The organism is Pseudomonas sp. 67(2021), from assembly GCF_017491835.1.
Taxonomy (GTDB): domain Bacteria; phylum Pseudomonadota; class Gammaproteobacteria; order Pseudomonadales; family Pseudomonadaceae; genus Aquipseudomonas; species Aquipseudomonas atacamensis.
In genome coordinates this window covers 83,392-104,717 of sequence record NZ_JAFGYL010000014.1, presented here as the reverse complement: position 1 = coordinate 104,717, position 21,326 = coordinate 83,392, and the positions used below count along the sequence as shown (strand labels likewise).

The 21,326-nt window shown below is 61.0% G+C and carries 19 protein-coding genes; 11 read left to right on the top strand and 8 right to left on the bottom strand.

From position 1 onward, the window contains the following. Positions 1–5 precede the first annotated feature (5 nt). On the top strand, positions 6–755 hold the full coding sequence (locus J5M66_RS17865) for a sulfite exporter TauE/SafE family protein (RefSeq protein ID WP_207807745.1): 750 nt from the start codon (positions 6–8) through the stop codon (positions 753–755). Here J5M66_RS17865 and J5M66_RS17860 read toward each other — a convergent pair. Beyond that, complete coding sequence (locus tag J5M66_RS17860) at positions 745–1,599, bottom strand: LysR substrate-binding domain-containing protein (RefSeq protein WP_174823892.1); 855 nt, start codon at positions 1,597–1,599, stop codon at positions 745–747. The two genes, J5M66_RS17865 and J5M66_RS17860, sit on opposite strands and share 11 nt — an antisense overlap. Before the next feature lie 97 nt (positions 1,600–1,696). Between J5M66_RS17860 and J5M66_RS17855 the strand changes: the two genes are divergently transcribed. Together J5M66_RS17855 and J5M66_RS17850 are read left to right on the top strand one after the other, a co-directional pair. Then, a complete protein-coding gene (locus tag J5M66_RS17855; RefSeq protein ID WP_024013770.1) occupies positions 1,697–1,918 on the top strand; it encodes a DUF1127 domain-containing protein in 222 nt (73 codons plus the stop codon). A gap of 64 nt (positions 1,919–1,982) precedes the next feature. Then, complete coding sequence (locus tag J5M66_RS17850) at positions 1,983–3,209, top strand: winged helix-turn-helix domain-containing protein (protein ID WP_207807744.1); 1,227 nt, start codon at positions 1,983–1,985, stop codon at positions 3,207–3,209. Between the two features lie 89 nt (positions 3,210–3,298). Here the strand turns inward: J5M66_RS17850 and J5M66_RS17845 are convergent, their stop codons facing one another. Beyond that, positions 3,299–4,645 carry a 3-deoxy-7-phosphoheptulonate synthase class II gene (locus J5M66_RS17845; protein WP_207807812.1) on the bottom strand — a complete coding sequence of 449 codons (1,347 nt, stop codon included), beginning with the start codon at positions 4,643–4,645 and terminating at the stop codon, positions 3,299–3,301. A gap of 151 nt (positions 4,646–4,796) precedes the next feature. Between J5M66_RS17845 and J5M66_RS17840 the strand changes: the two genes are divergently transcribed. Then, positions 4,797–5,552: a spermidine synthase gene (locus J5M66_RS17840; protein WP_039759897.1), complete on the top strand. Its 756-nt coding sequence runs from the start codon at positions 4,797–4,799 to the stop codon at positions 5,550–5,552. Between the two features lie 117 nt (positions 5,553–5,669). Here the strand turns inward: J5M66_RS17840 and J5M66_RS17835 are convergent, their stop codons facing one another. Beyond that, positions 5,670–6,461 (bottom strand): crotonase/enoyl-CoA hydratase family protein, encoded by a 792-nt coding sequence (locus tag J5M66_RS17835; protein ID WP_073472434.1) that lies wholly within the window; start codon positions 6,459–6,461, stop codon positions 5,670–5,672. A gap of 419 nt (positions 6,462–6,880) precedes the next feature. On the opposite strand from J5M66_RS17835, the gene J5M66_RS17830 reads away from it, so the two are divergent. Continuing rightward, entirely contained in the window at positions 6,881–8,554 is a 1,674-nt protein-coding gene (locus J5M66_RS17830; RefSeq protein ID WP_016770859.1) for a DEAD/DEAH box helicase, read from the top strand. 159 nt (positions 8,555–8,713) lie between these two features. On the opposite strand, the gene J5M66_RS17825 is transcribed toward J5M66_RS17830, so the two are convergent. Next, positions 8,714–9,481: a class III extradiol ring-cleavage dioxygenase gene (locus J5M66_RS17825; protein WP_122700130.1), complete on the bottom strand. Its 768-nt coding sequence runs from the start codon at positions 9,479–9,481 to the stop codon at positions 8,714–8,716. Positions 9,482–9,584: 103 nt separating this feature from the next. Between J5M66_RS17825 and J5M66_RS17820 the strand changes: the two genes are divergently transcribed. Beyond that, complete coding sequence (locus J5M66_RS17820; protein ID WP_207807743.1) at positions 9,585–10,241, top strand: thiopurine S-methyltransferase; 657 nt, start codon at positions 9,585–9,587, stop codon at positions 10,239–10,241. Positions 10,242–10,434: 193 nt separating this feature from the next. Here J5M66_RS17820 and htpX read toward each other — a convergent pair whose 3' ends face one another. Further along, positions 10,435–11,322, bottom strand: a complete 888-nt coding sequence (gene htpX / locus J5M66_RS17815; RefSeq protein WP_007908619.1) for a protease HtpX — start codon at positions 11,320–11,322, stop codon at positions 10,435–10,437. A 303-nt stretch (positions 11,323–11,625) separates the two neighbouring features. Next, positions 11,626–12,837 carry a pyridoxal phosphate-dependent aminotransferase gene (locus J5M66_RS17810; protein WP_016770856.1) on the bottom strand — a complete coding sequence of 404 codons (1,212 nt, stop codon included), beginning with the start codon at positions 12,835–12,837 and terminating at the stop codon, positions 11,626–11,628. 224 nt (positions 12,838–13,061) lie between these two features. Here J5M66_RS17810 and msrB point away from each other — a divergent pair, with 224 nt between their 5' ends. The 3 genes from msrB (at position 13,062) to J5M66_RS17795 (ending at position 14,502) form a co-directional block, all read left to right on the top strand. Then, the gene (gene msrB, locus J5M66_RS17805; RefSeq protein WP_016770855.1) at positions 13,062–13,457 is read left to right on the top strand and encodes a peptide-methionine (R)-S-oxide reductase MsrB; all 396 of its coding nucleotides are present in this window, start codon (positions 13,062–13,064) and stop codon (positions 13,455–13,457) included. A 104-nt stretch (positions 13,458–13,561) separates the two neighbouring features. Next, positions 13,562–14,047: a glutathione peroxidase gene (locus J5M66_RS17800; RefSeq protein WP_016770854.1), complete on the top strand. Its 486-nt coding sequence runs from the start codon at positions 13,562–13,564 to the stop codon at positions 14,045–14,047. Then, positions 14,044–14,502, top strand: a complete 459-nt coding sequence (locus J5M66_RS17795) for a MarR family transcriptional regulator (RefSeq protein ID WP_125917343.1) — start codon at positions 14,044–14,046, stop codon at positions 14,500–14,502. The genes J5M66_RS17800 and J5M66_RS17795 overlap by 4 nt, the downstream gene beginning before the upstream one ends. On the opposite strand, the gene J5M66_RS17790 is transcribed toward J5M66_RS17795, so the two are convergent. Continuing rightward, a complete protein-coding gene (locus J5M66_RS17790) occupies positions 14,486–16,807 on the bottom strand; it encodes a response regulator (protein ID WP_207807742.1) in 2,322 nt (773 codons plus the stop codon). The genes J5M66_RS17795 and J5M66_RS17790 overlap by 17 nt on opposite strands. A 165-nt stretch (positions 16,808–16,972) precedes the next feature. Here J5M66_RS17790 and J5M66_RS17785 point away from each other — a divergent pair, with 165 nt between their 5' ends. Further along, positions 16,973–17,863 (top strand): ATP-binding protein, encoded by an 891-nt coding sequence (locus tag J5M66_RS17785; protein ID WP_122880976.1) that lies wholly within the window; start codon positions 16,973–16,975, stop codon positions 17,861–17,863. After that, on the top strand, positions 17,860–18,342 hold the full coding sequence (locus J5M66_RS17780; RefSeq protein ID WP_016770850.1) for a GAF domain-containing protein: 483 nt from the start codon (positions 17,860–17,862) through the stop codon (positions 18,340–18,342). Before J5M66_RS17785 ends, J5M66_RS17780 begins: the two co-directional genes overlap by 4 nt. On the opposite strand, the gene J5M66_RS17775 is transcribed toward J5M66_RS17780, so the two are convergent. Beyond that, on the bottom strand, positions 18,343–21,288 hold the full coding sequence (locus J5M66_RS17775) for an HD domain-containing phosphohydrolase (protein WP_207807741.1): 2,946 nt from the start codon (positions 21,286–21,288) through the stop codon (positions 18,343–18,345). Between the last annotated feature and the right edge of the window lie 38 nt (positions 21,289–21,326).

The window sequence follows — 21,326 nt, the reverse complement described above, 5'->3', positions numbered from 1 at the left end:
CCGTTGTGATGGATTTTCTGTTGTACCTGCTGTTCGGCGCCGCCTTGGGCACATTGGGCGGGATCTTTGGCATTGGCGGTGGCTTGATTGCGATTCCGTTGCTTGGCGTGTGGTTTGGGCTTGATCAGCAGATCGCCCAAGGCACGGCACTGGTGATGGTGGTACCGAATGTGATGCTGGCGCTGTGGCGTTATCACCAGCGTAATCGCATCGAATTGCGCCATGCGCTGCCGTTGGTGGTGATGGGTTTCTGCTTCGCCTGGCTCGGTTCGATCTGGGCGGTGGGCATCGATGCGCAGACCATGCGTATCGGATTTGTTGCCTTTCTGGTGGCGCTGTCGGCTTACAACCTGTTGAAAATGTTCGGTCCGCGCCCAGCGCCGACTGCCGAGATGCGCTATTCGTGGCCGTGGCTGGGCGTGCTCGGCGCCGCCTCGGGGACCATGGGCGGTTTGTTCGGCGTCGGCGGCGCGGTGGTGGCCACGCCAGTGTTGACCAGCCTGTTCGGCACCAGCCAAGTGGTCGCTCAGGGATTGTCGCTGGCGCTGGCCCTGCCGAGCACTGGCGTAACCCTGGTGACCTACGCGGTGCACCACGAAGTCGACTGGATGATCGGCCTGCCTCTGGCGGTCGGTGGTCTGCTCAGCATCAGTTGGGGGGTGAAAGTTGCCCACGCCATGCCGGAAAAACTCCTGCGCGGGCTGTTCTGCGGCTTCCTCGTGCTGTGTGCGGTGATGCTCGCGTTTAAAGTTTGAAGCCCTCGACGATGTGCTCGGCCAGGCACTCGGTGATCGGCGACGGGTTGTTCAGATTGCGGATCAGCATGATGCTCGCCTCGGGCAACAGCGGCAGGTCTTCGGCGGCGCCAAGGATGCGCATGTCCGGGGTGATCAGGCTTTCCAGCTGCGCGGTGATTGCCAGCCCCGCACTGACCACGGCCATCAGCGCCGACAGGCTGCTGCTGTTGTAGGCGATGCGGTAATCGCGGCCCATCGCGTCCAGCGCATTGCACGCCCACAGGCGGCAGAAACAATCACTGTTGAACATCGCCAGGGGCAGCGGCGTCTGTTCGTGAGCGCTGAAGTTCTGCGCTTCGGCCCAGACAAAGCGCTCCTTGCGCAGCAACTGGCCGATCTCGTTGCCCGGCTCACGGGTGACGATCGACAAGTCCAGATCAGTGCGCTGCAACAGTTGTTTGGTCGATTCGCAATGCACTTCAATCTGGATCAGCGGATAGAACTGCGCGAACCGCGACAGGATCCCCGGCAGAAAACGCATCACATAATCATCCGGCGTACCTATGCGCACGGTGCCGACCATGTGCGGCTCGCGCAGGGTGTTGAACACCTCACTGTGCAGTTTGAGGATGCGCCGCGCGTAACCGAGCAGCACCTGGCCTTCAGCCGTCAGGCGCACCTGACGGCCATCGCGCTCGAACAGCTGGCGCTGCAACACGTCTTCTTCCAGGCGTTTCATCTGCATGCTCACCGCCGACTGGGTGCGGTTGACCATCTCGCCGGCACGGGTGAAACCGCCCTGATCGGCAATCGCGACAAAGGTGCGCAGGACATCGGTATCGATACTGGGGTAGGCGGACAATTGATGAATCTCCGTGATGCATGCCATCAGAAACATTCGTTGGATTGATCTTAGCGCCAGCGCGAGACTTGAGCCATCCACAAAAGGAGGCAAGACGATGAAAGGTCAAAGAGAGTATGCAAGCGAAGAACAGCTGTCCGGCCACGGCCATATCGTGTCCGATCTGCTGCACAAATTCAGCCGTTGGTATGAGCTGCATCGCGAACGGGAAATGCTCGCCGGTCTGAGCGATGAGGCGCTGAAGGACATCGGCATCAGCCGCGCCGATGTCGAGCATGAAACCGTGCGGCCGTTCTGGGACGACCCGATGCATAAATGATGAGGCTATCGCTACACAAACCCCTTTCAGGTGAGGTAGGTTGCGAGCAGACATGGAGGAATAAATGCCCGCGACAGTGTCCTTTTCCCTCAAACAGGCGCGACGTCTGGCGCTGGCTGCCCAAGGGTTCAACGGGCGCCAGCCGCCGAACGTCAATGCCAGTCATCTCAACCGGCTGATCGAACGGCTGGGCCTGCTGCAAATCGATTCCGTCAACGCCGTGGTGCGCTCGCACTACCTGCCGCTGTTTTCCCGTCTCGGTTCCTACCCCTCTGACTTGCTCGACCAGGCTGCCTGGAGTTCGGGGCGGCGGCGCACGCTGTTCGAATACTGGGGCCATGAAGCGTCGCTGTTGCCGCTGTCGATGTACCCGTTGCTGGGCTGGCGTATGCAACGGGCCAAGCGTGGCGAAGACATCTATCAGCAATTGGCGAGGTTTGGTCGCGAACAGCAGGAAACCATCCGTCGTGTGCTGACTGCGGTTGAGGAGCGGGGCGCGCTGGGTGCCGGCAGTCTGTCGACCCGCGAAGACAAGGCCGGGCCATGGTGGGACTGGAGTGCCGAGAAACATGCGCTGGAATGGTTGTTCGCCGCCGGTGAGGTCACAGTGGCGGGGCGACGCGGTTTCGAGCGCTTGTACGATTTGCCCGAGCGGGTGATTCCTGCTGCGATCCTGCAACAGCCCACGCCGGACGAGGCCGAGGCGCAACGCGGTTTGCTGTTGCATGCGGCGCAAGCATTGGGCGTTGGTACGGAAAAAGACCTGCGTGATTACTTTCGCCTAAGCCCTGCGGATGCGCGCCCGCGTCTGGCTGAGTTGGTTGAAGCTGGTCAATTGCAGATGTGTGAAGTCGCCGATTGGCGGCAGATCGCCTATTGCCTGCCGGAGCCCAAAGTGCCGCGCAAGGTCATTGCCAGTGCGCTGCTGTCGCCGTTCGATTCGCTGATATGGGAACGCAGCCGTACCGAGCGTTTGTTCGATTTCCGCTATCGTTTGGAAATCTATACACCGCAGCCCAAGCGGGTTTACGGCTATTACGTGCTGCCGTTTTTGCACAACGAGCGGATCGCCGCGCGGGTTGATCTGCGCGCCGAACGGGCAGCGGGGCAGTTGGCGGTGCATGCGGTGCACGAGGAAGAGCCGGGGCTGGACGAGGAGGGCATGCTGGCGCTGGCGCTGAATTTGCGGCGGATGGCGCAGTGGTTGGGGTTGGCGCGGGTGCAGTTGAATTGTCAGCGCGAGAGTGCGGGGCGGTTGCGGGTGGCATTGGCGCGGATTGAGGTTGCCTGAGCCGGCGCTTTCGCGAGCAGGCTCGCTCCCACAGGGAAACGCATTGCAAATGTGGGAGCGAGCCTGCTCGCGAACGGGGGCGACGCTGTCTAACGGCGGACTTGCTTCAGAGTCTCGGCAATCAAAAACGCCAATTCCAGCGACTGGTCGGCATTCATCCGTGGATCGCAGTGGGTGTGATAACGGTCGGACAAGCCATCCTCGGTAATCGGTCGCGCGCCGCCGATGCACTCGGTGACATTCTGTCCGGTCATCTCGATATGGATGCCGCCGGCATAGCTGCCTTCCGCTTCGTGCACCTGGAAGAACTGCTTCACCTCGCCGAGGATCTGCGCGAAGTCACGGGTCTTGTAGCCGCTGCTGGCCTTGATGGTGTTGCCGTGCATCGGATCGGAGCTCCACAGCACCTGCTTGCCTTCGCGCTGGACCGCGCGGATCAGTGCCGGCAGATGATCGCCGACCTTGTTCGCACCCATCCGCGCGATCAGGTTCAAGCGGCCCGGATCGTTGTCCGGGTTGAGCACGTCGATCAGGCGGATCAGGTCATCAGGGTTCATGCTCGGGCCGACTTTGACCCCGATCGGGTTGTTCACCCCGCGCAGGAATTCAACGTGCGCGCCGTCGAGCTGGCGGGTGCGGTCGCCGATCCACAGCATGTGCGCCGAGCAATCGTAGTAATCGTTGGTCAGGCTGTCGCGGCGTACGAAGGCTTCTTCGTAGTTCAGCAGCAGCGCTTCGTGGGCAGTGAAGAAACTGGTTTCGCGCAGTTGCGGCGAGCTGTCCATGCCGCAGGCGCGCATGAACGCGAGGGTTTCATCGATGCGGTCGGCGAGGTGGCTGTACTTCTCGGCCAGCGCCGAGTTGGCGATGAAATCCAGGTTCCACTTGTGCACTTGATGCAGGTCGGCAAAACCGCCCTGGGCGAAAGCGCGCAACAGGTTCAAGGTCGCTGTGGACTGATGATAGGACTGCAGCAAACGCTCCGGATCCGGCACGCGGCTTTTTTCGTCGAAGCCGATGCCGTTGACGATGTCGCCACGGTAGGCCGGCAGGGTTACGCCGCCGATGGTTTCGTCGTTGGCCGAACGCGGTTTGGCGAACTGGCCGGCCATGCGCCCGACCTTGACCACCGGGCAGCCAGCGGCGAAGGTCATGACGATTGCCATTTGCAGCAACACTTTGAAGGTGTCGCGGATCTTCGCGGCGGAGAATTCGGCGAAACTTTCCGCGCAATCGCCGCCCTGCAACAGAAACGCGCGACCCTGGGTGACTTCGGCGAACTGGCGGCGCAGCTCGCGCGCTTCGCCGGCGAACACCAGCGGCGGATAGCTGGCCAGGGTCTGCTCGACCTGGCGCAGGTGCGAGGCGTCGGGGTATTGCGGTTGTTGCTGGATCGGCAGGGCGCGCCAGCTGTCAGGGCTCCACGGTTGGCTCATCACGGTCTCGAAGTTCATACGCAGGGAAGCGCCATGTTAGCAGCAATTAGTGCGTGACCTGCTCCCGCCCCATCGCCGACAATCGCCGCTTTGCCACGGCGCCACAGCGGTGCCATCGCGTCACCGCGCCCGGTGACCATCAGGAGACGAAATGACTGAGGAGCGCGTCGAGCATCTGCTCGCCGAAGTACAGGATGAGTTCGGCGTGATTCGCGTGCTGGAAGTGGCCGATTACCGCTTTCTCGAGTTCGGCGATGCGATCGAGCAGAGCTGCGTGTTCACCGCCGACCCGAGCTGGCTGGAGTACGACTACACCCGCGCGATGCTGATCGGCGCGCTATGCCACGAGCAGCCGGAGAGTGCGCTGTTTCTCGGTTTGGGCGCCGGCACGCTGACCCAGGCTTGCCTGAAGTTTCTGCCGCTGGAAGACGTCGAAGCCATCGAACTGCGCCCGGACGTGCCGCGTCTGGCCATCGAATATCTCGGTCTGGATGATGATCCGCGTTTGTACATCCGCGTCGGCGATGCGCTGGAATTGCTGCCGACTGCCGAGCCGGCGGATCTGATTTTCGTCGACCTCTATACCGATGTCGGTCCCGGTGTCGGGCATCTGGCCTGGAGTTTTCTCGGCGATTGTCAGAAGCGCCTGAATCCGGGCGGCTGGCTGGTGATCAACCAGTGGGCCACCGACGATGGCAAGCCGCTGGGCGCAGCGTTGTTGCGCGGGCTCTATCACCGGCACTACTGGGAGTTGCCGGTGAAGGAGGGCAACGTGATTCTGATCGTTCCGGCGGATCTCGATCAGGCGCTGGACATGCAGGCGCTGACCCAACGAGCCGAAGCGCTGGCGCCGCAGCTGGGTTATTCGTTGCAGTCGTTGATCAACAGTATTCGCCCCGCAACCTGAGTGGCGAATCGGTCAACTGTAGGAGCTGCCGAAGGCTGCGATCTTTTGATCTTGATTTTTTGAAGATCAAAATCAAAAGATCGCAGCCTTCGGCAGCTCCTACAGGGGGGGCACTCATCAGATGCCTTTGAAAATCCCTGGCCTCCGCTCCACCAACGACCGCACCCCCTCCCGGGCATCCTCAGTGGCGAGCAACTTCTTCACCAGCGCCGGTAATGCCTGCGCCGCCGCTGTCTCACCCTCATAACGCGCCTGTCGCGCTGACATCAAGGTCGCCTGCACGCCCAGCGGTGCCTGCCGGGCAATCCGTTCGGCCAGCTCGATCGCGCGGGGCAGCAAATCTTCGCTGGCCATCACTTCCTGGACCAAGCCCAGATGCAACGCATCGTGGGCATCGAACTCATCGCCGGTGAGCAACCAGCGCATCGCGTTGCCCCAGCCGGCAATCTGCTGGAAACGCAAAGTCGCGCCGCCAAACGGAAAGATCCCACGCTGCACTTCCATCTGCGCGAAGCGGGTATTGCTCGCGCACAGGTTGATGTCCGCCGCCAGCATCAGCTCGATGCCGATGGTCAGGCAGTAACCCTGCGCGGCGACGATGACCGGTTTGCTCACCCGTGGGCCGACGAAAACGCCCCAGGGATCGCAGCCGCCGCTCGGAACCTGCCAACCTTCGGCCAGCGCCGCGCTGGCATTGACCAGATCGAGCCCGGCGGTGAAGTGTTCGCCATGGCCGAACACCACGGCGACCCGCGCTTCGCGGTCGGCTTCGAATTCGCCGTAGGCCAGGCTCAGATCGTTGAGCAGGTCGATATCGAAAGCGTTGCGCTTGGCCGCCCGATCGAGGCCGATCAAGTGCACATGACCACGACGTTCTCGGCTGACGCGGCCGGCGCAGGGCTGATTCATGGCTAAATCCTCAAGCGGGAAGGGCGGGTGCGCGGCGCTTTGCCGCAGGTCGGTGAACCGTTTAAGCGTCATCGCCCGCAGGGCCGGGCCTTTGCAAAATAGACCGTTGCGCGATTATCCGCAAAACCCCGTTACACGGCGGTGACACACGGATAAAGGCCACAAAAAAAGCTCCCTTTTCGGGCGAAATCCGGTATAGTGCGCGCCGGCCTTTAACCGGGCCGCGTTTAGGTAGCGCATTTCCCGAAGTCAGCTTCGGCTGCACGTCCGCATTGCGGGCTCTTCCTTGACGATTCATCTTCATTCATTCGTTTTCGCAAATCCCCGCCGACAAAGCTGCCAGGGCGACTCTTGAGTCTCAACACGGCATGCGCAGCTTTGGAGCATGGGTCTTTGCGGATGCACTTAGAGGCAGACCCATGACCCAGGAAACCGGCGGATTCGCCGCTTTTAATCTCAACCCGAATATTCTTGCAGCCGTCGCAGCGACTGGCTACGAAGAGCCTTCGGCGATTCAGCAGCAATCGATCCCGATCATCATGGCCGGCCAGGACATGATTGGCCAGGCGCAAACCGGTACCGGTAAAACCGCCGCGTTCGCACTGCCTATCCTGCACCGCATCGATCCTGCCAAGCGCGAACCGCAAGCCCTGATCCTGGCGCCAACCCGAGAGTTGGCGCTGCAAGTAGCAACCGCTTTTGAAACCTACGCCAAGCAAATGCCAGGCGTTACCGTCGTGGCTGTCTACGGCGGCGCGCCGATGGGCCCGCAACTCAAGGCAATCCGTAATGGCGCACAGATTGTTGTCGCTACTCCGGGTCGTCTGTGCGACCACCTGCGTCGCGACGAGAAAGTCCTGTCGACCGTGAACCATCTGGTTCTCGACGAAGCTGACGAAATGTTGAAGCTGGGCTTCATGGATGACCTGGAAGTCATCTTCAAGGCTCTGCCATCGACCCGCCAGACCGTGCTGTTCTCGGCGACCCTGCCGCAGTCGATCCGCGCCATTGCCGAACGCCATCTGCGCGATCCGCAACACGTCAAGATCCAGACCAAGACCCAGACCGTTACCGCGATCGAACAGGCTCACCTGTTGGTTCACGCTGACCAGAAAACCTCGGCCGTACTCAGCCTGCTGGAAGTCGAAGACTTCGACGCGCTGATCATGTTCGTGCGCACCAAGCAAGCGACCCTGGACCTGGCCAGCGCCCTCGACGCCAAAGGCTACAAAGCCGCTGCGTTGAACGGTGACATTGCCCAGAACCAGCGTGAGCGCGTGATCGACTCGCTCAAGGATGGCCGCCTGGACATCGTTGTCGCGACCGACGTTGCTGCCCGTGGTCTGGACGTTCCGCGCATCACTCACGTGTTCAACGTTGACATGCCGTACGACCCGGAATCCTACGTGCACCGTATCGGCCGTACCGGCCGTGCCGGTCGCGAAGGTCGTGCACTGCTGCTGGTGACTCCACGTGAGCGCCGCATGCTGCAAGTGATCGAGCGCGTAACCGGTCAGAAAGTTGCCGAAGTACGCCTGCCAGACGCTCAAGCCGTTCTCGATGCACGCATCAAGAAACTGACCAACAGCCTGTCGCCGCTGGTTGCTGATGCCGAATCGACTCACGGTGAACTGCTTGATCGCCTGACTGCCGACATCGGTTGCACCCCGCGTGCACTGGCCGCTGCGCTGCTGCGCAAGGCTACCAACGGTCAAGCGCTGAACCTGGCCGCGATCGAGAAGGAACGTCCACTGGTGCCGAACAACGCACCGCGTGGCGACCGTCCTGAGCGTTCCGGTGATCGTCCTGATCGTGGTGACCGCGAGCGTCGCGCGCCAATGCCTTTGGGCGAAGGCCGTGCTCGTTGCCGTACCGCGTTGGGTGCGCGTGACGGTATCGCTGCGAAAAACCTGCTGGGCGCCATCCTCAACGAAGGCGGTCTGGCCCGTGAAGCGATCGGTCGCATCCAGGTGCGTGACAGCTTCAGCCTCGTCGAGCTGCCGGAAGAAGGTCTGGAAAAACTCCTGACCAAACTGAAGGACACTCGCGTGGCCGGTAAGCAGCTCAAGCTGCGTCGCTACCGCGAAGATTGATCCGCCCTCGGGCTGATTGATCGAACATAAAAAATCCCCGACTGGTTCGGGGATTTTTTTTGCCTGCTCTCAAGATCAAAAGATCACAGCCTTCGGCAGCTCCTACATTTTGGAATGTGATCCACTGTAGGAGCTGCCGAAGGCTGCGATCTTTTGCTGTTAACCGAAACGATAGATATCCATGCCCAGCGCGCCCATCGTGAAGCCTTGATGAGCAATGCTGAAATTCCCGCCAGCACCGCGAGCAAAATACAACGGCAACAAGTGCTCATCACTCGGGTGACTGCGCACCGCATTCGGCGCCTGCTGGCGATAATCATGCAGCGCCGTTTCATCGTCGGCCGCCAGCTTGTCGATCATCCAGTCACGAAAATCCCGCGCCCACGGTTCAATGCTTTCCGGGCCGGCATGCCAGTCCAGCTCGCGGAGGTTGTGGGTGATGCTGCCGGAGCCGATCAACAGAATGCCGTGTTCGCGCAGGCTCGCCAGCGCACGGCCAACTCGCGTCTGCAACGCCGGCCCGCCACGACTCGGCAGCGAGACTTGCACCACCGGAATATCGGCCTGCGGATACATCAACGACAGCGGCACCCAGACACCATGATCGAACGGTCGTTGCGGATCGAGCCGAGCCGGCAATTCATGGGCGTTCAGCAGTTCAGCCACTTCGGCGGCCAGCTGCGGATTGCCCGGGGCCGGGTACTGAACTTCAAACAGCGCGCGGGGGAAACCGCCGAAGTCGTGCCAGGTTTGCGGGCGCGGGTGGCTGCTGACGAGCAACTCGTGGCTTTCCCAGTGTGCAGAAACGATGACGATGGCTTTGGGACGCGGCAGTTCGGCGGCCAGTCGCGCCAGTGCCGGGCCGCTGGCACCGGGCTCCAGCGCCAGCATCGGTGAACCGTGGGAGATAAACAGGCTGGGCAACATGGACGGGCTCCTGAGCGCTAAGATGAGCCATCTTCAGTCAGATCATCGATCTGAATCCAATATAAGTTCCTGCGGTTTTTCATCGGTTTTTCGGGAGTGATCCATGCAGCCTGAGTTTTGGTACAAGAAATGGGATTCGAACCAGATCGGCTTTCATCAGTCCGAGGCCAACCCGTATTTGCAGCGCTATTGGCCGGAGCTGGCGATTGCACCGTCGGCGCGTGTGCTGGTGCCGCTGTGCGGGAAGAGTCTGGATCTGCTCTGGCTTGCCGGGCAGGGGCATCAGGTGCTTGGAGTGGAGCTAGCGGAAAAGGCTGTCGAGGAGTTTTTCAGCGAACATCAGTTGCAGCCGCAGATCAGCGAGCAGGGCGCATTCAAGGTTTATCGCACTGTTGCGTTCGAATTGTGGTGCGGTGATTTTTTCGCGCTGACGGCAGAGGATGTTGCCGGTTGCACCGCGCTGTACGACCGCGCCGCGCTGATTGCCTTGCCGGACGCGATGCGCCAGCGCTACGCGGGGCATTTGCAACAGTTGCTGGCGCCGGAGATGAAAGGGCTGGTGATTACCCTGGATTACGATCAGTCGCAGATCCCGGGACCGCCGTTTGCGGTGAATGATGATGAGGCGCAGCGGCTGCTGGGCCAGGGTTGGCAGCTGGAGAAACTGGAAGAGCGGGATATTCTGGCTGAGAGCCCCAAGTTTCTGCAGGGCGGGGTTGAGTGGTTGGTGGAGCGGGTTTATCGGGTTTCATCCAGATAGTTTTGTCTTAGCCGTTCGGTCCCCATCGCTGGCAAGCCAGCTCCCACAAGGTCCGGGTTGCACACAACATTTGTGATTAGCGCTGAACCTGTGGGAGCTGGCTTGCCAGCGATGGGCCAGATAAAACAACCAATTTTCTCAAGGCATAAAAAAGGCCTGCATCTCTGCAGGCCTTCTTCTTACAGCGAAGGAATCAACCGCGACGACGCAGTGCGTCAATACGCTCTTCCAGCGGCGGGTGGCTCATGAACATGCGGGCGAAGCCCTGTTTGATGCCACCGTTGATGCCGAAGGCGTTCAGGGTGTCGGGCATGTGCACCGGCAGGCCCTGTTCGGCACGCAGGCGTTGCAGAGCGCCAATCATCGCGCTGGTACCGGCCAGGCGGGCGCCGGCTTCGTCGGCACGAAATTCGCGCTTGCGCGAGAACCACATGACGATTGCGCTGGCGAGGATGCCCAGCACCAGTTCGGCGAAGATGGTCGCCACGTAGTAAGCGATGCCCTGGCCTTCTTCGTTCTTGAAGATGACCTTGTCGACGAAGTTGCCGATGATCCGCGCGAAGAACATCACAAAGGTGTTCACCACGCCCTGGATCAGCGCCAGCGTGACCATGTCGCCGTTGGCGACGTGACCGATTTCGTGGGCCAGTACGGCTTTCACTTCATCGGGCGAGAATCGCTCGAGCAGGCCCTGGCTGACCGCGACCAGCGCGTCGTTCTTGTTCCAGCCGGTAGCGAAAGCATTCGCTTCGTAGGCCGGGAAAATCCCGACTTCAGGCATCTTGATCCCGGCTTCGCGGGACAATTGCTCGACCGTTTGCAGCAGCCATTGCTCATGACGGGTGCGTGGCTGGCTGATGATTTGCGTGCCGGTGCTCATCTTCGCCATCCACTTGGAGATGAACAGCGAGAACAGCGAGCCGGCGAAACCAAAGACCGCACAGAAGACCAGCAGCTGACTGAGGTCGAGGTCGACCCCGTTGGCCGCCATGAACCCGTTGAAGCCGAACAGGCTCAGGGTGATGCTGGCTATCAGCACGACCGCCAGGTTAGTGGCCAAAAACAGCAGGATGCGCATCATGGTTGTAGAACTCTCCTCAAGCTAAAGATGTAGCGTACTGCGGGGTATATAAGGTGCGGCACCGGGCTATTCAACCGAGTGACTATTTCAAACTGTGTCCTACAGCGGTTTCCTGAGCAAAAAGAAAATTCCCACCCTCGATTCCGACACGGATGACACAGCCTTTCGCCCCGCCGCCATTAGGTCAGATACGTCTGTACGGCTCGCATCGCAAGTGTAGAAGGGCTGCAAAGGCGCGGAACAAAGATGTGTTGCTGAATCAGACAGTGCGCAACAGCCAATCCGTTGCGCACTGCTGGCCCATTACTGGCGGTAGGACTTGAGGAAGTTGCCGATGCGGCCGATGGCCATTTCCAGATCATCGACGCGGGGCAGGGTGACCACGCGGAAGTGATCCGGCCACGGCCAATTGAATGCCGTGCCCTGCACCACCAGCAGCTTCTCGGAAAGCAGCAGATCAAGCACGAATTTCTCGTCGTTGTGGATCGGGCAGACCTTCGGGTCGATTTTCGGGAACGCGTACAGCGCGCCCATCGGCTTCACGCAGCTGACGCCGGGAATATCGTTAAGCAACTCCCAGGTGCGATTGCGCTGCTCCAGCAGGCGACCCTGTGGCAGCACCAGATCGTTGATGCTCTGGTAGCCGCCCAGCGCGGTCTGGATCGCGTGCTGGCTCGGCACGTTGGCGCACAGGCGCATGTTGGCCAGCATGTCGATGCCTTCGATGTAGCTCTGCGCGTTGTGTTTCGGCCCGGAAATGGCAATCCAGCCGGAGCGGAAACCGGCCACGCGGTAGGATTTCGACAGGCCGTTGAAGGTCAGGCAGAGCAGGTCCGGGGCCAGCGAAGCGGTGCAGATGTGCACGGCGTCGTCATAAAGAATCTTGTCGTAGATCTCATCGGAGAACACCACCAGATTGTGCGCCCGGGCGATTTCCAGCATGCCCAGCAACACTTCCTTCGAGTACACCGCACCGGTCGGGTTGTTCGGGTTGATGATCACCATGGCCTTGGTGTTCGGGGTGATCTTGGCCTTGATGTCGGCCAGATCCGGGAACCAGTCGGCGCCTTCGTCGCACAGATAATGCACAGCGTTACCGCCAGCGAGGCTGACGGCAGCGGTCCACAGCGGATAGTCCGGGGCTGGCACCAGCACTTCGTCGCCGTTGTTGAGCAGCGCCTGCAGCGACATCACGATCAGCTCGGACACACCGTTGCCCAGGTAGATGTCTTCGATGCCGACACCTTCAACCTGCTTCTGCTGGTAGTACTGCATCACCGCCTTGCGCGCGCTGAACAGGCCTTTGGAATCGCTGTAGCCCTGCGCGGTCGGCAGGTTGCGGATCACGTCCTGGAGGATTTCGTCCGGCGCTTCGAAACCAAACGGCGCCGGGTTGCCGATGTTCAGCTTGAGGATGCGCTGGCCTTCCTCTTCCAGTCGTTTGGCGTGCTTGAGCACCGGGCCGCGAATGTCGTAGCAGACGTTGGCGAGCTTGTTCGATTTGCTGAACTGCATGGCGATGTGATCCCGAAAATGAACGATCCAGGCGGCAAATGGACAACCGTACTGGGATTGCTGCGTCTTCGCACAGGCGGAGGTCTGGCGCTTTAGCGCTCAGAATCCGTTTGAATGCGCCCGGTCTGGCTGCCAGACTGGCGCGTGACGAGGCGCAATCATACGTGCCGCCCGATCCGTGGAAAAGGTACAGATCGGGCTTTTTCAGCCGCTGAGGTGTGATGATGGAAAAGTTGCAGAAAACCCTGGAAGAATGGCGTGCCATGCTCGACCCCGAGCAGTACAACGTCTGCCGTCTGAGTGCCACCGAGCGTCCGTTCTCGGGCAAATACAACGACACCAAAACCGACGGTGTCTACCACTGTGTCTGCTGCAACGAGCCTTTGTTCGATTCGAAGACCAAATTCGACTCCGGCTGCGGCTGGCCGAGCTTTTACGCGCCGATCGGCGATAGCGCGATGGCTGAGATCCGCGACACGAGCCACGGCATGATTCGCACCGAAGTGAAATGCGCGCGCTGCGATGCGCATCTGGGGCACGTATTCCCGGATGGCCCGCCACCCACCGGCCTGCGTTATTGCATCAACTCGGTGTGCCTGAATCTCGAGCCGCGCGAATAACCAAAGCAGGCGACATTGCGTCGCCTTTTTATCGAGCAATTAGATTGCACACAATTCAATTGCTCGTTATGTTTGCGCCTTCCTGACCATTGCGGAGCCGACCCATGAGCGACAACCTGCTGAATATTCCGTGCACCACCATCAAGGGTGAGCAAAAGACCTTGGCCGATTTCGCCGGTAAAGCGGTGCTGGTGGTCAATACCGCGAGCAAGTGTGGCTTCACTCCGCAATACAAGGGCCTCGAAGAACTCTGGCAAACCTACAAGGATCAAGGGCTGGTGGTACTGGGTTTCCCGTGCAACCAGTTTGGCAAGCAGGAGCCGGGCAATGAGGGCGCCATCAGCGAATTCTGCGAACTGAATTTCGGCGTCAGCTTCCCGCTGTTCAAGAAGATCGACGTCAACGGCGCCGATGCTCACCCGCTGTTCGTGCAGTTGAAGAAGCGCGCCCCGGGCCTGCTCGGCTCGCAGGGCATCAAGTGGAATTTCACCAAGTTCCTGATCGGCAAGGATGGCCAGTTGGTCAAGCGTTTCGCCCCGACGACCAAGCCGCAGGACCTGAGCGGCGAGATCGAAGCTTTGCTGAAATGAGTCAGCCGAGTGATTCGCTGAAGCTCGACAGCCAGTTGTGCTTCAAGCTGTACGCGGCCTCGCGGGCGGTGATTCGTGCCTACAAGCCGATGCTCGATCAGTTGGGCCTGACCTACCCGCAGTACCTGGCGATGCTGGTGCTGTGGGAATGGCAGGATGCTGCGCCGGAGCAACCGACGGTCAAGGCCTTGGGCGAGCGTCTGGCGCTGGACTCGGGGACATTGACGCCATTGCTCAAGCGTCTGGAGCAGATCGATCTGGTCCAGCGCAGGCGCTCGGCGCGCGACGAACGTGAGATGCATCTGAGCCTGACGCCTGCCGGAGCCGCATTGCGCGAGCGGGTCGGTCCGCTGAAAGCGCGCCTGCTCTGCGACAGTGGCGTTGATCTGGACCGGCTCAATGATTTGCGCGCCGGCCTCGATCATTTGCTCGGGCAAATCAAAGCGCTGGCATAGTCGGCATCCACTGATCGAGCAGCGCGGCGAGTTCTTCGCGGCGAAACGGTTTGGCCAGATAGTCGCTCATGCCCGCCGCGCGGCAGCGTTCGCGTTCCTCGGACATGGCATTGGCGGTCAGCGCGACAATCGGCAGATTCGGCCAGCGCCCGCTCTGGCGAATCTGCCGACTGGCTTCATAGCCATCCATCACCGGCATATTGCAATCCATCAGCACCAGATCGAAGTCGGCAAACTCCAGCTGATCCAGCGCCTCGGCGCCATGCCCCGCCACCACCACATCGCAGCCAAGCTTGCCGAGCATGCCTTTTGCCACCAGTTGATTGACCGGGTTGTCCTCGACCAGCAGCACCTTGCCCCGGCGCGCGGACGGCGAGGCGTCCGCTTGCGCTTCGGTGAGGGCGGCGACCTCCGGTTGCAGAATCCGTCGCAGATGCTGGTACAGCGCGTTGCGCGCCAGCGGCCGGGCTTGCTGCTGCAAGGGGGCGAGGGCGGCGGCTTCTTCGCTGGGCAGAAAACTGCCGTAAGCAGTCACCAGCAGAATCGGCGCGGTGATGCTCGGGCGCAGACCGAACAGGCATTCCGGACAATCGGTGATCAGCACATCCGGATTCAGGCCCAGCAGCGAATCATCAATAGTGCGCTGCGTGTATTCCAGGCCCCACACCGGCAACAGGCTTTTCAGCAATTCCGCCAGGCCACTGCTGGCAGCGGTGATGGCGAGAACCTTGCCGCGTAACGGCTGCGGAGGGAGGGCGCGAGTGTGGCAGGGCAGTGGCAGCTCGGCACAGAACTGGCTGCCGAAGCCGCTTTCGGAACTGATGGTCAGTCGACCCTGCATCGCCTCGCACAGGTTGTACGTCAGCGCCAGCCCCAGCCCGGTGCCGCCGTACTGACGGGTGATACCAGCTCCGGCCTGGGTGAACGGCTGGAAGATTTTCACCTGCGCTTCCTGGGCGATGCCGATGCCGGTGTCGCAGACTTCGATGCGCACGCCACCCTTGTGTGCCGACAGGCGCACATCGACCCGACCGAAACGGGTGAATTTCAGCGCGTTGGACAGCAGGTTGCTGACGATCTGCCGCACCCGGGTCGGGTCGCCCAGCACCAGCGCCGGGAAGTGCGGCTCGATCAGGCAGGTCAGCTCGACGCTCGGCGCGGCGTTCTGCGAGAGCAGGTTGGCGGTGTCCTCGATCAGCGAGCCGAGGTCGAACGGGATGTTTTCCAGCTCCAGTTGCCCGGCGTCGAATTTCGACAGGTCGAGAATATCGTTGAGCAGTTCCACCAGCACCTTGCCCGAGTCGTGGGCGATCGACAGTTGTTGCTGCTGCTCGGCGTTGAGCGGGCCGTCCAGTGACAGTGCGATCATCCCCAGCAAACCGTTGAGCGGTGTGCGGATTTCATGGCTCATATTGGCCAGAAACGCCGAACGCGCTTCGGCCATGTCCAGCGCTGTGCGGCGGGCCACTTCGAGCTCTTCGTTGGATTGACTGAGGCGGGCGTTGATTGCCTTGAGCTCGGCGGTGCGCGCCGAAACGATGTCTTCCAGTTGCGCGAGGTATTCGGTCAGGCGGTTTTCTGCGGTTCGCCGCTGCTGGATTTCGGTGGCGATGTTTTCGAACTGCTGATTGGCGACTTTGACCAGCACGCCGATTTCATCGTTGCCGTGGCCGGCCGGGCACTCAAGCGTGGTCGGCTCGGCGCTGCGCGGGTCGCGGCCGCTGAGTTCACGGATGACCCGCACCAACGGCTTGGTCAGCATCACGTAGAACAACGCCAGGAGGATGCCGGTCAGCAGCAGACTGCGGGCGAAACCGTTGAGCAGGGTGACTTCCGCGCGGCGCAAGAAGCGGCTGCCAAAGGCGTAAGTGTCGACTTCCAGTTTGAGGACGCCGAGGGATTCGTTGGGCAAATGGTCGAGGTACAGGCGATCTTCGAAATGACGCTTGGCGCCGAACAGGAAGTCGCTGATCAGCCGATAGCTGCTCTGCAGTTCCGGGCGTTTGACGTTGGCCAGGACGGTCTCGTTGTTGTCGATCAATTGCGCGGCGATGATCGCCGGCGAGCGCAGCAGGCCGAGAGTGAGCTCCTGCGCCAGTTCGGCATCGATGTTGTAGGCGATGCGCGAGGCCGGATTGTGGCTGATTTCCAGCAGTGCGAGGATTTCCCGGTTGATGGAAGCGTCTTCGCTGGCATAATCGATGCCGATCTGCAGCAGACTGAGCAGGGTGCCCAGAATGAACCCGACCAGCACGGTAAGCCTGGCTTGCTTGTAAGACAGCCGGTGGGTGAATTTGATATCCATGGGTTGTTGAACCACTTCCGTTTCCCTTCGCTGCTCAAGCATAGTCGATCATGCAGGGATACCGAGGTTCCCGAATCGCCTTGTAACAAGGCTTGCTGAGGCGATTTTATCTGTGTGTCGTCGCTGGATCGTCATCATCACTGTGAAAGTGCCCGAGGAGAAGACGTGGATTCCCGATTGAATGCTTTTCTTGAACGCGCCGAGTCGGTTCTGGCGCGAATCGAACCACTGTTGCCGGCACCGCGCCCCGTTATTGACTGGAACACATGCCTGGCAGCGCGCTGGCAGCGTGACGGTCGCAGCGGCTACCTGTTGCCGCTGGAAGTCAGCCTCGACATGCGTCTGTCCGACCTGATCGGCGTCGACCGGCAGTTGGAGCAGTTGGGGCGCAACACACAACAATTTCTTGATGGCATGCCGGCCAACCACGCCTTGCTCTGGGGCTCGCGCGGTACCGGCAAGTCTTCGCTGGTGCGTGCGTTGCTGGCTGAGCACGCCGCTGCCGGCCTGCGTCTGATCGAGATCGAACGCGATCACTTGGCTGACCTGCCACGGGTGGTCGAGCAAGTCGCCAAATTGCCGCAACGTTTCGTGCTGTTCTGCGATGACCTGTCGTTCGAATCCGGCGAAGGCGACTACCGCGTGCTGAAAAGCGTGCTCGACGGTTCGCTCGAGCAGGCACCCGACAACGTCTTGCTGTACGCCACTTCCAACCGCCGCCACCTGGTGCCGGAAAAGGAAAGCGACAACGAAAACTGGAAGCGCGTCGACGGCGAGTTGCACCCGAGCGAAGCGGTGGAAGACAAGATCGCCCTGTCTGATCGTTTCGGTCTGTGGCTGTCGTTCTACCCGTTTACCCAGGAACATTTTCTCAACGTCGTCGAGCACTGGATCGGCCAGTTGGCCGCCAAGGCCAACCTGAGCTGGCAGCGCGACGAAGCACTGGACATCCTCGCCGTGCGCTGGGCCACCGGCCGCGGTAATCGCAACGGACGTTGCGCGTATCAATTCGCCCGCTACTGGGTGGGACTGAAATTGCTGGAGCACAAGGCATGATTGATTTGCAACAAAGCGGCCAGGGCCTCGAAGGCTACGGTATGTTGGCCGCGCAACTGGAATCGCTACTGGCGGACGAACGCGACTTCATCGCCAATGCCGCGCAGTTTTCCGCGTTCCTGTTCAACCAGCTCGATGATCTGAACTGGGCCGGTTTCTACCTCAATCGCAACGAAGAGCTGGTGCTCGGCCCGTTTCAGGGCCAGATCGCTTGCGTGCGCATCCCGTTCGGGCGCGGTGTGTGCGGCGCTGCTGCTGCCAGCCTGCAAACCCAGCGCGTCGAGGATGTACATGCCTTCCCGGGCCACATCGCCTGCGACAGCGCGTCCAACAGCGAACTGGTAGTGCCCTTGGTCAAGGACGGACGCCTGATCGGTGTGCTCGACCTCGACAGCCCGAAGCTGGCGCGTTTCGGCGCCGAAGATCAGGCCGGCATCGAGCAACTGGCGGCGATTTTCCTGCGCCTGACCGACTGCTGATCAACCGCTGAGGCCAGCCTTGTGCAGCAGGCTGGCCGTATCCACGCTGTCGATTTGCGCGGGATCGAGAAACCGCGTCGCGTACTGCATGTACACACCCTCATTGATGAACAGGCCGAACAACGGCGCATCGATGTGCGCTTCACGGCACATGGTCGCCATGATCCCCAGCGCCTCGCTCAACGACTTGGCTTTCTTGTAAGGGCGATCGGCGGCAGTCAGCGCTTCGAAAATATCGGCAATCGCCATCATCCTCGCCGGCAGGCTCATTTCCTCGCGCTTCAGCCGTTTCGGATACCCGGTGCCGTCCATTTTTTCATGATGGCCGCCGGCGATCTCGGCAATGCTGTCCAAGTGACCGGGGAAGGGCAGGTGGCTGAGCATCATGATCGTCTGCACCATGTGATGGTTGATGATGTAGCGCTCTTCGCGGGTCAGCGTGCCACGGGCGATCTTCAGGTTGTGCAACTCGCCGCGGTTGTACTTGTACGCGGGTACATCGAGTTTGAAGCCCCAGGGGTTGTCCTCGGGGATCAGCTCGTTCTTGTCGCGTTCGATCAGATGCTCGGGTTTGTCGGCAAGCAGTCTTTCACTGACGGGCAGTGTCGGCGCCGATGTTTTTGCCTGGCGGCGGTTTTCTTCCCAGGACACACCGAGGCGATCATCAAGTGTGCGCAGCCATCTGCGTTGCGCGACTTGCTCAAGGCGCAGCAGATCGGCCTCGGCCATGGCCTCGCCACCGAGATTGCAGCGGGCGACAAAGGCGAAGTCGTCGTCGAGCATCAGCAACTCACTATCACGGGCGCGGGCCAGCGCCGCTTCGTCTGCACCGCTTGCCAGCGTCTGCCAGTAGTTGATCCACACGTCACGCTTGAGCACTTCGAAGCGGGTGCGGATTTCGTGGATGCGGTCGTTGATGGTTTCGAGTTTGGTGGCCTTGTCGACTACGTATTCCGGCGTCGTGACCTTGCCGCAATCGTGCAGCCACGCTGCGATGTGCAACGCCTCCCATTCATCCTCGCTCGGTTGGTAAGCGCTGAACGCCGGGTCCTGGCTTGCCGCAGCAGCCTGGGCGAGCATCAGCGTCAATTCCGGCACCCGCTGGCAATGGCCGCCGGTGTAGGGGCTCTTGGCATCGATCGCGCTGGCGAGCAGTTGGATGAAGGCATCGAGCAGTTGTTTTTGCCGCGCTTGCAGACGCTGACTTTCGATGCTCACCGCCGCCGCGCCGGACACCGCCTGCAAGAAGGCGATACGATCGGGGCGCAGCTTTTCCAGATCGCCCGGCGCACCGCTGTCATTGACCAGCAGAATCAGCAGGCCGATGGTTTCGTCGTGCTGGTTGTGCAGGCGGATACCGATCAAGTGAATGCGCGGTGATTCCATGGCCAAGAGGATTTTCTGCAAGTCGCCGGCCTGATCGAAGCCCAGATGGCTGACGGTATTGTTGGCGCTGGCCAGTTGCTCGAACCACGCCGGGCCGGTGTTCTTATGCAGCTCGCGTCCCTCAATGTCGAACGCCTCCAGCTTCTGCGGCACGCCATCGATGACCAGTCCATAAGGTTCCATGCGCGCGCCGTCGGCCTCGCGCAGGTAGATCAGACCGGCCTGCGCCTGAGCGATCTGCACGGTTTCGAACAGCACGCGTTCGAGTAGCGGGGCAAAACGGGTTTCGGCGCAAAGGCTGTCGGTGATGCGGAAGAAACTGCCGAGGGTTTCTTTCATCCGCGCCATCGACAGGCTCAATTGATCGACTTCCAGTACGGGCGAGCGGCGCGCCAGCGGAGAACTGAAGTCGAAGCTGCGGATCGCGTCGGCTTCCTTGACCAGCGCATGCAGCGGCTTGACCAGAATCCGCGAAATCACCCAGCCCAATGGCAGGCACAGCAACAGGATGGCCAGGGTGATCAGCGCGCCTTGCCAGCGCATCCGGAACGCATCAACCAGCAATTCGTCTTCCGGCACCAGCAGCGCCAGTTGCAGACCTTTCGGCCCGCCTTCCTCAATGCTGGTGCGCGCGACGATCCATTGCCGGTCGTTTACTTGCAGACGCTTGCCGATAGTGTCGGAGCTGAGCAGCGCGTTCAGCTCAGGGCTGAGATCGGCCGCTCTGGCCAGACGCGCAGTGCGGTCATCGACGATCAGGCGATGGCTGTCGTGATAGGCCACGGCGTTGCCATCGGTGTCGTACAGTGCGATCTCTGTCGAAGGCGTGACACGGTGCTTGCCCAGGGCGGTCGACAGCGAAGCGAGGGTCAGGTCGGCGCCGATCACCGCGTTCTCGCCGCTGCGCCGTGCCAGCGTGGTGCCGACATTGTGGGTCGAGAAAAATACATAGGGCTCGGTGGTGATTTGCCCGGCCTGTTGCAGGGCGTCGCTGAACCAGGTGCGGCTGCGCGGATCGTACGGCTCGTCCGGATGATCGCGGCGGCTGAGCGGCGTCAGCGCCTGATCAAAGAACAGTGATTGCGAGCGTACAGTGCCTTGCGGCTCGTGCTCGATGCTCCAGACCTGATAGGCCGCCGCTTCCGGCGCCTGAAGCTGTGCCTTGAGTTCCGCCGTGCGCAGCGCGCGCACCATGAAGAAATCACCATTGGCGTAACCCAGATACAACGACGCCAGCGCCGGGTTATCGGTGAGCGACTGGCTGAAGGGTTTGAGCAACGGCAGGCGTTGTTGCAGATCGCTCGCGTGGGCCGCCGGGGTGTCCGCCAGCAGGCTCAGCAGGTTGCGGATCGGTTGATAGGTTGCCTGCAGATCGAGGCGTACATCCTGCTCGATGCGGTCAAACAGCTTTTCGCTGCTCGACAGGATGATCTGCGTGGTCTGGTGGTAATTGAACAGGCCCAGCACCACGCCCGTAAGCAATAAAAGAAAGGTGAACATGACGCTGATGTGCACGTGCAGCGGCAACCGGCGTTGCTCGGGGCGCAGTGGGCTGTGCATTGCAGGCTCTCCATGAATGTTTAACTCACTGCTCAGCG

Coding starts and splice junctions, on each gene's coding strand:
- J5M66_RS17855 (WP_024013770.1), top strand. CDS start 1,697: ATGAAAGGTCAAAGAGAGTATGCAAGCGAAGAACAGCTGTCCGGCCAC.
- J5M66_RS17850 (WP_207807744.1), top strand. CDS start 1,983: ATGCCCGCGACAGTGTCCTTTTCCCTCAAACAGGCGCGACGTCTGGCG.
- J5M66_RS17845 (WP_207807812.1), bottom strand. CDS start 4,645: ATGAGCCAACCGTGGAGCCCTGACAGCTGGCGCGCCCTGCCGATCCAG.
- J5M66_RS17840 (WP_039759897.1), top strand. CDS start 4,797: ATGACTGAGGAGCGCGTCGAGCATCTGCTCGCCGAAGTACAGGATGAG.
- J5M66_RS17835 (WP_073472434.1), bottom strand. CDS start 6,461: ATGAATCAGCCCTGCGCCGGCCGCGTCAGCCGAGAACGTCGTGGTCAT.
- J5M66_RS17830 (WP_016770859.1), top strand. CDS start 6,881: ATGACCCAGGAAACCGGCGGATTCGCCGCTTTTAATCTCAACCCGAAT.
- J5M66_RS17825 (WP_122700130.1), bottom strand. CDS start 9,481: ATGTTGCCCAGCCTGTTTATCTCCCACGGTTCACCGATGCTGGCGCTG.
- J5M66_RS17820 (WP_207807743.1), top strand. CDS start 9,585: ATGCAGCCTGAGTTTTGGTACAAGAAATGGGATTCGAACCAGATCGGC.
- htpX (WP_007908619.1), bottom strand. CDS start 11,322: ATGATGCGCATCCTGCTGTTTTTGGCCACTAACCTGGCGGTCGTGCTG.
- J5M66_RS17810 (WP_016770856.1), bottom strand. CDS start 12,837: ATGCAGTTCAGCAAATCGAACAAGCTCGCCAACGTCTGCTACGACATT.
- msrB (WP_016770855.1), top strand. CDS start 13,062: ATGGAAAAGTTGCAGAAAACCCTGGAAGAATGGCGTGCCATGCTCGAC.
- J5M66_RS17800 (WP_016770854.1), top strand. CDS start 13,562: ATGAGCGACAACCTGCTGAATATTCCGTGCACCACCATCAAGGGTGAG.
- J5M66_RS17795 (WP_125917343.1), top strand. CDS start 14,044: ATGAGTCAGCCGAGTGATTCGCTGAAGCTCGACAGCCAGTTGTGCTTC.
- J5M66_RS17790 (WP_207807742.1), bottom strand. CDS start 16,807: ATGGATATCAAATTCACCCACCGGCTGTCTTACAAGCAAGCCAGGCTT.
- J5M66_RS17780 (WP_016770850.1), top strand. CDS start 17,860: ATGATTGATTTGCAACAAAGCGGCCAGGGCCTCGAAGGCTACGGTATG.
- J5M66_RS17775 (WP_207807741.1), bottom strand. CDS start 21,288: ATGCACAGCCCACTGCGCCCCGAGCAACGCCGGTTGCCGCTGCACGTG.